The sequence below is a fragment of the Embleya sp. NPDC005575 genome, assembly GCF_040605455.1.
Lineage (GTDB): Bacteria > Actinomycetota > Actinomycetes > Streptomycetales > Streptomycetaceae > Embleya.
On the sequence record NZ_JBEXCV010000215.1, the window covers coordinates 1 to 11803 of the forward strand.

Sequence of the window (11803 nt, forward strand, 5' to 3'; positions counted from 1 at the left end):
GACCGTTGGCGAAGGAGTGCAGGTGAGGCAGGGGGGCGGCGCGAACTGACGTGATCCAGTCGGTGAGCTTGGTGTCGTTGCCTTCCGCTGGGGTCGGCAGCTTTGCGAATTCGCCGGTGCGGCGGGCGAGTTCGGTCATCTCGGGGCAGGCTCTGGTGAGTTCGCGCAGGAGAGCAGTGTCCTTGTCCCGCAGGTTCTCGGGGCGGGTGAGGAGGAGGCGAGCGAAGCGCTGCGGTGTGGTGACCGGCCGTTCGCCCTCGGCGCGGCCCTGGGTGATGTAGCGGACCAGGAGATTCGCACTGCCGGTGTAGCCCAGTTCCTTGATCTCGCGCAGGAGGTGGGTGACGGGAACCGCGGTGTCCTCGGCCCGACGCCGGCGCAGGTAGTCGCGGTAGGGGTCGACGAGTGTGGGCTTGTAGCGGGGTGCGAGGCGGTCGCCGGTGGGCTCCTTCATACGGGCGTACCGCTTGACCGTGTTCAGAGCGACATCGAGGCGGCGGGCGCATTCGAGCAGGCCGACGCCCTGGCCGAGCAGGTTGTGGACCTTGTGCCAGCGCTCGCGGGTGGTCTGTTCGCGTACGCCCCCGGGCCGGGCGGGGTTCACCGCGGTCGCCCAGCAGGCAGCGTGGGAGCGGACCTCGGCCAGGACCTTCCCGCACAGGTTGGACCAGAGGTGCCACCTGTCGCTGACCTGCACCGCTTCGGGCAAGGCCTGGCGGATCGCCTCGCCATAGGTAGCGGAGCCGTCGCGGCAGACGTACTCGGCCCCGGGGTGTTCGCGCAGCCAGGCGGTCGGCGTGGGGGCGGTGCGGTCGGGCAGGACGTCGATGCGTTCGCCGGTCTCGGCGTTGATGATCACGGTCGCGTAGCGGTGCCGACGCTTGAGGGCGAAGTCATCGACCCCGATCACCCGTGGGATCCGCAGCGTCGGCGTGGGGATGCGCCTGAGCAGGCGCAGGGCGCTGGCGTAGGCGACCGGCACGGCCAGGGACCGGGCGAGGCGGGCGGCCGCCCGGCCGCATAACTCCTTGACCACCTGCGAGAGCTGCCTGGTCAGACGCGTCGTGCGGCGCTGTAGGCGCTCAAGCAGCCCGGGGACCTGTTCCCGGAACGTCTGCCGCGGACAGCCCGGGACCGGGCAGACCAGCCGGCGCACACGGACCCGGACCACCACCCGGCGGCCGTCCACCGGCACGTCCGCCACCGTCCGCCAGTGGTACCCGTGCACCTTCCCCGTCGCCACCCCGCACACCGAGCACAGAACCGGGACATCCCGGGTCCGGGCCGTGACCCGGACAACTTCGCCGCCATCCACCACATCCTCGACGGCCAGCGCCGACAGCCCCGAAAACACCACGTTCACAAGAGAGTTGGCATCATGCACAATCCATGATCGCAACCAAGGACGCAGCGTCACCACCGACTACGGAACAGAGCCAAACTAACGGTGGAACTCGATCGTGAAAGTGACACCGAGAGATGACTGACGTGATGTCAGAGCCTGTGCAGGACAGCCTGGTTGGAGGCGTCGCCGACGGAGCTGTTGACGGCCGGTTGATCGACGAGTTGGTCGGCCGGGCACTTGCCCAGGGGCTGGACCTGGTGGGCGAGGGCGGGCTGCTGCAGCAGCTGACGAAGCGGATCCTGGAGTCCGCCCTCGAGATCACCGACCACCTCGGCTATGACAAGCACGATCCGGCCGGGGACAACAGCGGGAACTCGCGCAACGGCACCCGCGCGAAGACCGTGCTGACGGACGTGGGCCCGGTGGAGATATCGGTGCCGCGGGACCGGGAAGGCTCGTTCGAGCCGCGGATCGTCCGCAAGCGGCAGCGGCGTCTGTCGGGGGTGGACGAGATGGTGATCTCGCTGTCCGCGAAGGGCCTGACCACCGGTGAGATCCGGGCCCACCTCGCCGAGGTCTACGGGGCCGACGTGTCGCGGCAGACGATCTCCACGATCACCGACAAGGTCCTCGACGGGATGGCCGAGTGGCAGAACAGGCCGCTCGACCGCGTCTACCCGGTCGTGTTCGTGGACCGCATCAACGTGAAGGTGCGCGACGGCAAGGTCGCCAACCGGCCGATCTACGTCGCGTTGGCGGTCACGGCCGAGGTCACCGCGACATCCTCGGCCTGTGGGCCGGTGACGGCGCGGAAGGGGCCAGGTTCTGGTTCCATGTGCTGACCGAGATCGGGAACCGCGGCGTCGAGGACGTGCTGATGCCGGTTTGCGACGGGCTCAGGGGTCTGCCCGACAGCATCGAGACGGTCTGGCCTCGGGCCGTCGTGCAGACGTGTGTGGTGCATCTGCTGCGGAACAGCTTCCGCTATTTCGGCCGACAGGACTGGGACAAGATCGCGAAAGCACTCAAGCCGGTCTATCAGGCTCCGACCGAGGAGGCCGTGCCGGAGCGATTCGTGGAGTTCACCGACGCCTGGGGAAAAAGTATCCGGCGATCGTGCGGTTGTGGGAGAACGCCTGGGCCGAGTTCGCGCCGTTCTTGAGCTTCGACACGGAGATCCGTACGGTGATCTGCTCGACCAACGCGATCGAGTCGGTGAACGCGCGGATCCGGCGGGCGGTCAAGGCCCGCGGGCACTTCCCGAACGAGCAGGCCGCGCTCAAGTGCGTATACATGGCGATCATGTCCCTCGACCCCACCGGCAAGGGTCGTAAACGCTGGACCATGCGCTGGAAAGCCGCTCTCAATGCCTTTGACGTCGCCTTCGACGGACGACTGTCCGCCGGACGCAACTGACCACTACCCCAACCCCGTTACACCGTTCGATTTACAGACCCTTTACTGTGGCAACGTCATGGTCTGCGGCGGCTCCGGCACGGACCAGACCACTACCTCGCCCACGGCCCCGGGGGGCACGGCAGGCTGCGTCAATTACTGCAAGTCCAGCCCCCCGATTGATACCGGCCGGGGAAACAAGAAATCGGGAAGCAGCACAGGCCGACCCGGTGGATGTAGGAATCTCGTGGATACTTGCCCAGGTGCGACGCCGCGCTTCGTTAAGAATGCGCCAGTAGCACCTGCAGCTCCGAAGGGGGACACATATTTTGGATTCACTCCAGACTGTGGGCTGCCGCAAGTATTGCCGAATGGAATGTGCACAACGGGTTCCGTACTGGTCTCTGCGGTGTCGGCCTGGAATTCGGGGTATGAAACGGTGGGGGATGCGTCATCAAACGCTGCTCGCACGCTCGGTGACCCTAGGGCATCTGCGGCGGAGAAATCAGATGCAGCGCGGTACCTCGGTATGCTCAGAAATGATCCGTACGTCCGAACCGTATCTACGATCGGGCGGAGTCCGGTTGTAGGGGCGATATCGAGAATTACCTTGGTTGTGGGCGTCGGATTTACGGCGATTTCCAATTACCAATCGACGGACAGTGTACCTCTGGCTACAGTAGAAACTGTGGCTGACACAGCTGTCATACTCGGGGCCGCGAAGGCTGGCGGCGTAGGTGGAGCATGGGTCGGAGGGGCTGTAGCAGGTCCTCCCGGTGCCTTCGTGGGTGGGTTCGTAGGTGGGGTCGGGGGCGCTGCCGCCGGGCTGGTGACAACGGGTAAAGTGAATGGATGGATCAAGGGCGGATATGATCGTCTTTTCAAGTGATGAGGATGTGTGGATCTCTTTCTTTCAATATTCTGGATGAGTGCGGCAGTCGTCATGACTCGGCAGGCTGTATTGGTCTGGCGCAGCCCGGTTGCTGCCGACTCGGCAGTGAGAATGTTTTCCATGATTCCTGGAAAAAGAGTGCGGAGAGGCCGGTCGGGGCCCGCGTCCCGATGAGGGAGAGAAGGCCGGCAGTGCGCAGCCGTCGTGCTCGGAGGACCTTCACTGAGCTGCGGTTCCCGGGGCGACCCGCGCCCCGGGACGCCGATCAGCCCGTGATCACGAGGCCCCGGGCACCGAGTGTGTCCATCGCCTTGCCCATCGGGGCGACATAGATGAAGGCGCTGCACTTCCGGGTGCCCCGCCATCCGTTGTTCGGGCACTCGCCGGTCGTGCCGCCCTCGATGCCGGAGACGACGCCCTGGGCCCAGACCTTGCCGGAGCTGGTACCGCCACCGACCCGCCAGAACACCGGGCCACCGCTGTCGCCCTCGCCGGCGAGCGGGCCGAGCTTCGCGTCCTGCCGCAGCCGGTACAGGCCGCAGACCTCCTGCCAGCCGCTGTAGTTGATGCAGACGTCGACACTGTTGATCGTGCCGTAGCCCTGTTCACCGCTCAGCGCGCCGGACACCCAGCCGAGGGTGTTGGGGATGACCGTGTCCGCGCCCTTGATTCCCGGTCCCGTCGCCACATCGTCGGTGTATAGGGTTTGGCCGTTGGTGTTGTTGTAAGCCCCACCGGTGGCGACCACACCCTGGAACGCGTTGGTGGTGGCGCTGTTGTCGTACATGGCCACGTCTGTACCGGAGTTCGACGTCTCGACCTGGCCGAACCGGGATCCGCCGGAGTACGAGACCTGCTGGCCCTTCCGGGCGCAGTGGGCAGCGGTCATCATTCGCCGCGCGCCGGCCGAGTTGATGACGACGAATCCGGCGGTGCAGGTCGCCGCGTTGGTCGTCGATGTCGTTCCCGGGACCCGGATGAAGGCCCCGCCGCGTCGCGGGGTGTCACCGCGCAGGTCCGCCGTGACGGGCACCGGCCCGGCGGTGATGGTCGCCGGAATCTCGGTGGCGCCCAGCCGTACGGTGCCGTCGACCGAGGCCGCCGTGATCCGCCGTTCGGTCTCCGGCAGGGCCGCCTCGTCCACGGTGACGGAGATGCCGGCTCCGTCGTTGTCCGGATTGGCCGCGACGACCCGGCTGGTCTCCGCGATCCGGCGTCCGCCGACGAACAGGGTGGCCTCGCCCGGGCGGATCGCCTGCTTCACGGCGGCCAGGAGTTCGGTCCGGTTGAAGGGAGCCTGCTTGATCAACACGCGGTTGCCGAGCCCTCGCCGCTGCAGGTCCCGGGCCAGCCGGTCCGGCCGCTGGCCCTTCCAATAGATCTTCACATCCCGGGCCTCGGGGTCGACCATGAGTGACGAGTAGCCGGTCCGCTCGGCGGCGGACAGTGCTTCGATGGCCTGGTAGGCGGCCACGGCGTCCGCGCGGAGCGCGAGGGTGATCGGGCTGTCCGGCACGTCGACCGAACCTCCGGGCCGGTCGGCCGCCTGTGACTCGGTGGCCCCGGCCAGAACGACCAGGGAGGTAGCCACGCAGGCATTGATCATCATCCTGAGTGCACGACGCATGAATACTCCATTCGGAGCTCGACGACTGTTCGCCGTGGACCCTGCCGGACGGCCGTTGATTAAAAGTGAATAATCGATGGATCATCGCCGCGTCGGCCCGGCGTTCTCTCGCCCCGCGTGGCGGCGGTGCCGATGTGCCGATCGTGCTCCCGGCAGGTGGCGGGCCGTGCGTACCGTGTCGGCATGGCTGGTCCTGAGAGCGATGGTCAGGGGCCGACGGTCTCGCGCATCGACCCCCAGACCCGCCCGTGACGCCGCCCCCGTCGACGCGACTGACGCTGATACTCGATCCCGACGACGACCACGTCCATATGACGGCCGCGTTCTCCTCCCACGCACCCGCCCTCGGCACGGTCACCGTCCATCCGACTCCGACCACACCGGCACCGGCCGCGCTCGCCCACGACCTGCTTCGGGCCCTGGGCAAACCCCTTTTCCCCACGGCGGACGAAGCCCGCGTCTGGGCCGACCACACCAAACGCGCCTGGAACGCCGCCGGCGCCTGGATCACCGCAATGGCCATCGATCACGTCATCGTCACCCGCGCCCACCACGTCACCGTCCGAAACTGGCGAAACCTGCTCGCTCTGCAACGGGACACCGGCACCCGCCCGACCCTGCTCCTGCACGGACCCTCGCCTGGGCATGTCCCCACGACGCTGCGGGACATCACCCACCGCGTCGTTCACGACGTCGGCTCCGCGCAGGCCCATCTGCGCGCGACCCGTTCCCCCGCAACACGCGGAGCCCGGCCGGGACCCTCGTGCGTGCTCGTCCCACGAGAGACCGAGCCGTGGCTCGCCCTACCCCCACCGTCCAAGGGCACCCCGGCGCCGGTGCCGCGCGGGCCCCGCCGTCCCTGTCCGGCCGACCCTCAAGCCCACGTGCCGCCAAGGCCCGGCCGGCGACCCACCAGCGACGAGTACGTCGCCATCCACCGCGTACAAGGCCGCGTGGCCCACCCCCATCACGCGGCCGCCATAGCCCTCATGGCGACGATGGGCAACGACCTGGACGAACTGAGGAGGGTCTCCGGCAACGACGTTTCCCGGTGCGCGAGCACCGTCGTCGTGCACGAACGCGCCCATCGCCGCTGCCGCGCCTACCCCGTATCGGAGTGGGCCCGACCCTTGCTGTCCGCGGCACGCGTCTACAACCGCCTCGAAGGGCACTCCGACGACGCATCCCTCTTCCACCTCCTCCCCTCGGAGCGGGCCGCGATCGCCGAGTCCATCGCACTGTGCCGCCTTCGCCTTCGGACCGGGCGAGACCGAGCCGCCACTCCCGTCGACGACACCCGTAGTCGGCGGTGATCGACGACCGCGCCCCGTCGATCACGCGCCGGTGCGACGCCGACGCACATGAACCGTTACCGAAGGTGCCCACCATGGCTGTTCCCGACACCGACCTCTTCGACGCCCTCCGCCGCGACCACCGGGCAGGCGACCGAGACCCCTACGTCCTCGCCGACCGATACGACGTTTCCCCCGAGACGGTCAAGGACGCCCTGTCCTGGATCCCCCACCACTCCCCGGCCGCCGGATCCCGACGACCTGCGCCGCTACCGCGACACCCTGGACACGTTGCTCGCCGAGGACGCCGAACTCCCGGACCGCGGAAGCCGTTCGGTCCTCGACCTCTACGACGACTTCAACCACCACCACAACCTGCCCCCGGTCTCCTACCGATGGGTGTGGGAGTACGTCACCCATCACCCCTCACGTTCGCGAGTCCATCCGCGACCGACGTCCGGAACGCCCTTGCCCAACCCACAGGACCCATCGGAAGACCCCACGCAGCCGACCTGGGCACAAAGCGTCGCCGTCGACACCCCCGCGTTCGTCAGCGACCTGATCATCGGCGCGGCCCGTCAGCTCACGGGATTGAAGATCGAGGCCGACCGACCCGCCGAGGTCGCCGCCGAGCTCGGTCTCGTCTCCACCGCCACCGCCATCGCGCTGATCACCCAGGCCATGAACGAACTCGCGCTCGCCGCCCGCAGAGGCGGCGTGCCCTACAGCCGGATCAGCGAATGGACCGGCATCCCCCAAGACACCCTCACCAAGCAAGTCGAGGACTACCACCGCCACATGACCCTCTGAAACCACCCGACAATCATCGAACACATGTCCTGCCGAGTCGTCGTCACTTGCCGGCGCACCGTCCTCCCACCAGCGAGAAGACAGCCGCGCTGATTCGGGGACGATCCCGTGCGCACTCGGCCAGGATGGTTCCGTGCTGGATGTGAGCGTGTACGAACTCGTGTGGCCCACCCCTTTGTTCACGGCCGAGGCCGAGCGCGTCTCGCGTTCCGACCACCGCCAATGGGTCGAACGCGCACGACTGCTGCTGGGCGAGGCGTTCGCCGGCACCACGGCGGTGGGCGACTTCGACGAGATCGGCGAATCCTCCACCATCTGGGCCGACGACGACCCCTGGTCCCCGAAACCGCCCGCGGGACAGGCCCCTCCCGCGTACACCCAACGCACCTGGCTGCGCGAACTCATCGATCGCGCAGCCGAACTGCGCCACGCCCACCGACCGCGCCCGTACTGGCCCCAACGCCACAGCGCCCCGTCCGACCACACACGCCACAAGGGCGGCGAACGCCGCGACTTCGCCCGCCTCGTCGAAGAACTCGACACCAACGGTTACCTGGCCGAGGTCTTCGACCGGGACTGCGTCGACGACCCCGATCCGCTCCCGGACCGCTCCCGGATCCCGGCCGCCGCCTCGGATACGCGAACCTGTGGCCCCTGGACCCCGACGCGTGGGACGACGACGTCCTCTTCGGCCTGATCGAGGTCTTCCACGACCTGCTCTCGCGCCCCCGCAACCGCGACATGCACTCCTACTCCGGCTGCGGCTGGCACTACAAAGAGTTCGACGCCGCCCCCGGCCGCGCCCTGTACCGATGGAGGATCAACAACCTCCTCCACGACGCCGGCATCGACTACCGACTCGCCGACGAGGGCGAGGACCTCGGCCGACTGGTCGCACTCACCGACAACGCCCGCGGCGACCTCGTCCACCGGGTCCTGAACACACCCGACCCTCGAACACCTACGAGCACCGAGCACGCCATCGCCCTGTTCCGCGCACGCGGAGCCACCCGCGACCACAAACGCTCGGCCATCGTCGCCCTCGCCCGCATCCTCGAACAACGCCGCGACCTCATCAAGACCGAAGCCGGGAAACCCGACGACGGATCCCTCTTCGAAATCGCCAACCGATACGACCTGCGCCACGGCCGCGCCGACCAACGCGCCGACTACGACGACGCCTTCCTCGACTGGATCTTCCGGTGGTACCTCGCCACCGTCGAACTCACCAACCGCATCCTGAAAAAACGACGCACCCCGCACGACGTACCCGAGTTCCCCGACCACCTCGACCGGCGGCACGGCGATGCCCGCGCCCCGTAGCGCCCCGCTGCGCCGTCCCTTCACTTGTGACGCGAGCCGGCCTGTGGCCGGCGACGCGGTCGCCACGAATCGTTCCCGGTCGCCTATGGAGTCGCGCATCCGTTCGGTTGGTGTCTACGTTGCGAATCGCATGTGTTGCTCGCCTTTCCTGGGCTTGGTCGGGGCAGGCGGTGGGGTATGACGTGCGAGGGGGTGGGTGGTGAACGAGTTCGTGATGGGGGTGTTGTCCTCACTCGCGGCCACGGGGCTGACCGTCACACTCGCGGTGTTGTGGTCGGGACGTTTTCGTTGGTTGTCGATCCGGGCGGTATCGCGATTGACGCGTGGTGATTTCGGTCAGACGTGGCCGACGAAAGTCGAGGCGGACGAGGATTTCCGCAGGGAGTTGGCGCGCGCTCGTCGCGTGGGCCTGTTGACCGGTCGGGGAAACGAGCTGCAGCGGGATACTTTCGCTCCTCTCCTGGCGGCCGCGGGTACGACGGGGCGTCGGGTTCGGCTCCTGCTGCCGTGCACCGGAACCGGCCGGGACGCCCGTTGGACGACCGACCGCGAGGCGGAACTTGCGGCGTTCGATCGCAGTCACGGCTCGGGCTTGTTGCACACCCGGATCGAGACCAACGTCGCGTTCGTGGCCCCGTACACGAGTGCGGGCACGATCGAACTCAGAAGGTTCGACGCCCCGCATATCGGACGGGTGTGTCTGACCGAACGGGCGGCCTACTTCACGCCCTACTCGGCGTATGAGCACGGCCGACACTGCGCGGTCGTGAAGTACCCCGTGTCCTCGCCCATGTATCGGACCCTGGAACGGATCTTCACGAAGACGTGGGAGTCGTCCACGTAACCGAATCCACGGCCGACCTTGCGCGTGGGTGCGCCTTGCGCTGCGCCTGGGCCGGACCGTCGGTTTCCGCGACGTGCGGTGGTTCCACCCGGTTCGGCAGCCGCGAGTAGGGCCGGCCCGGCGGTGCGGTGTACGGGCGGCGAGCGGTAGAGAACGCGATGTCGTGCCCGTTCCGCGGAGGTGAACCGTCTTCGACTCCTGCGGGTTCTCTGCTGTGCCAGGCTGTCGCGCGGTCGTGGGGGTCGGGCCGTATCCCCGACCGCGTGTGGCGAGTTGAACCGGCGTGCTGTCGTGTGGCGGAGCATTGCAGTGGTGGGGTGGGTTGATGGCGGGTCTGGGGTTTCGTGTGTTGGTTGAGAATCCAGCGGGTGGGTTGGTGGTTTCGGGTTGTGGTGGCGGGGGTTTCGCGGGGCGGGTCCGGTGGTGGTGGCCTGGGGTTTCGTAGTTTCGTGGGAACGATCCGGGTTTTCTCGGTGATGTATTGATGCGTCGTAAGGTAGCCGCGGGTTTTTGCGGGGGTTTCGGGGTGTCGGTGTGGGTGGCCCGAGGCGGGTGTCGGCTCTCTCCGGGGGCGGGTCGTTACCGGTCAGGCCGAGCCGTGGTGGTGGAGCCGCGCCCACAGGAGATCGTCGGGCGGGACCACCAGACGGGGGAGTTCGAGGTGGCCGGCGATGTGTTCCAGGGCCCGTGTGTGCCGCCGTGCGTAACGCGCCTCGTGGGGTGTGTCCCGCGGAACACGGTGGGGGAGTGTGGTCAACGCGCGGGCGAGGGCGACGGTTTCGGGATAGGTCACGACGGTGCGGGCCAGGAGAACGGCCGAGACGCCGCCGTCGGACGCGGTCAGGGCGGGGTTTCCCGCGGTGAGCCAGCCCAGCCGCTGCTGCCAGCGCCGTGCCAGGTGGTGCCCGCGGTCGTACCAGCGGGTGGTGATCGCTGCGGCCCAGGTATGCGCGGCCGTGCCCTCGCAGTGTCGTGCCAGGCGCCGGTGGGACCGATACGCGAGGCCGATCTCGGGTAGCGCACCCGTGTCGAGGGGACCCGGCAACCGGGGCTCGCTCGCCCAATACCGGTGGCGGGGGCACCACATGCGGTCCGCGGGCGGATACGTCCACGCCACGTCGTCCGCTCCGCGGGTTCGGCATCGTACACACACCGGGCAGGCCCGGACGGGTCGCTCGTCGGTGTCCAGGACGCGTACCCGCGCGCCGGCCGTCTGCCTCCGTGCCGTGTCCTTGTCGTCGGTGCCGGTGGCCTCCGTCCTGCGGGGCGGCCGGGACGGGCCGGGAGATGCGGTGATCAGACGCGGCAGAGCATGTGCCAGGTGGTCGTGGGGGATCCGGGTGAACACCACCAGGCGCCCTCGCGCCTCGGTGTCGAGGTGGATCTCCGTACGGGGCGCCGTCGGTCCCGTTCCCGTTCGCCCTCCCGGGCCGTGGAGTTCGATGCCGATGCCGTCCAGCAACCGGGGCACCTCCACGCGATAGGCGTCCGCGAGGCGGTTCAGGTACGAGGCCGTCGACTCGAACGCCACGGGCGCGATCCGCAGGGCGCCCGAGGGCGGGAGCTGCGGGTATCGCCACGTCGGGCCCGGGCCGAGGTGCTCCCCGCCGCTCCCGTCGCCTTCGTGTCTCCTCCCGCCGCGCGCCTTCCCGCTCCCGCGTGCTTTCCCGTTCGCGTTCACGGGACGCTTCGCGCCGTCGCGCGGGCGGGCGTTGTGCGCGCCCGGGCGGGGTTGCGGGGCCGGTGGTGCTCCTCGGCGAGATGGTCGAGCCGCACGGTGTCCAAAGAGGCCTTGGTGATGCGTTCGGTGCCGTCGAGGATCGCGCCGATCGCGGCCTGGCGGATCAGCCGGGCCAGGCTGCCGATGCGTCCGGCGGTGCGGGCGTGGAGATACGACGCCAGCCGGGGCAGCGTCCCCGCCCGATGGGCGCGCAGGTCCAAAGCGTTCTCCATCGCGGTGACCAGGTCCAGGAACGGCTCCGCCCCACCCACACGCGCGGGGAACGCGCCGCACTCGACGAGTGAGGCCCGTCCGGCGAGTTGCGCTCCGCGTACCCCACCGAACAACGGTGTGGCGGTCACGTCGATGCCCGTGTACACGAACGTCGCGCCGATGCGCTCGGTCAGGTCCTTCAACAGGTCGGCGGTCTCCGCGCCGGCGGTGGTGCGTGGGCCCCGCCGGTGGATCTCGTCGATCATCACCGGTCGCACCCCCGCCTCGCCATACACGTGGCAGACGGCGTTGGTGATCTGCGCCTGGGTCATCCGGTCGGTG

6 protein-coding genes and 3 pseudogenes are annotated in these 11803 nt (G+C 68.5%); 5 read left to right on the plus strand and 4 right to left on the minus strand.

Going from position 1 to position 11803, the window contains the following annotated elements; all coding sequences use genetic code 11:
- Positions 1-1354, minus strand: a 1354-nt coding sequence (locus ABZS54_RS39145) for an ISL3 family transposase (RefSeq protein WP_355547053.1), incomplete at its 3' end; no start/stop codon positions are given.
- A 137-nt stretch (positions 1355-1491) separates the two neighbouring features.
- Between ABZS54_RS39145 and ABZS54_RS39150 the strand changes: the two are divergent.
- Positions 1492-2761: pseudogene (locus ABZS54_RS39150) on the plus strand (IS256 family transposase).
- 1136 nt (positions 2762-3897) lie between these two features.
- On the opposite strand, the gene ABZS54_RS39155 reads toward ABZS54_RS39150, so the two are convergent.
- Positions 3898-5259, minus strand: coding sequence for a hypothetical protein (locus ABZS54_RS39155; RefSeq protein ID WP_355547055.1), 1362 nt, complete (start codon positions 5257-5259; stop codon positions 3898-3900).
- A 248-nt stretch (positions 5260-5507) separates the two neighbouring features.
- On the opposite strand from ABZS54_RS39155, the gene ABZS54_RS39160 reads away from it, so the two are divergent.
- From ABZS54_RS39160 to ABZS54_RS39175, 4 genes and pseudogenes are all read left to right on the plus strand, one after another.
- Positions 5508-6572: a hypothetical protein gene (locus ABZS54_RS39160; protein WP_355547057.1), complete on the plus strand. Its 1065-nt coding sequence runs from the start codon at positions 5508-5510 to the stop codon at positions 6570-6572.
- A 270-nt stretch (positions 6573-6842) separates the two neighbouring features.
- Entirely contained in the window at positions 6843-7361 is a 519-nt protein-coding gene (locus tag ABZS54_RS39165; protein WP_355547059.1) for a hypothetical protein, read from the plus strand.
- A 133-nt stretch (positions 7362-7494) separates the two neighbouring features.
- Positions 7495-8684, plus strand: a pseudogene (locus ABZS54_RS39170) (hypothetical protein).
- A gap of 199 nt (positions 8685-8883) precedes the next feature.
- Complete coding sequence (locus ABZS54_RS39175; RefSeq protein WP_355547061.1) at positions 8884-9528, plus strand: hypothetical protein; 645 nt, start codon at positions 8884-8886, stop codon at positions 9526-9528.
- A gap of 586 nt (positions 9529-10114) precedes the next feature.
- On the opposite strand, the gene ABZS54_RS39180 is transcribed toward ABZS54_RS39175, so the two are convergent.
- Both ABZS54_RS39180 and ABZS54_RS39185 read right to left on the minus strand, forming a co-directional pair.
- Positions 10115-11209, minus strand: a complete 1095-nt coding sequence (locus tag ABZS54_RS39180; protein ID WP_355547063.1) for a TniQ family protein — start codon at positions 11207-11209, stop codon at positions 10115-10117.
- Positions 11206-11803: pseudogene (locus tag ABZS54_RS39185) on the minus strand (ATP/GTP-binding protein); the annotation flags it as partial. The gene ABZS54_RS39180 and the pseudogene ABZS54_RS39185, both read right to left, overlap by 4 nt.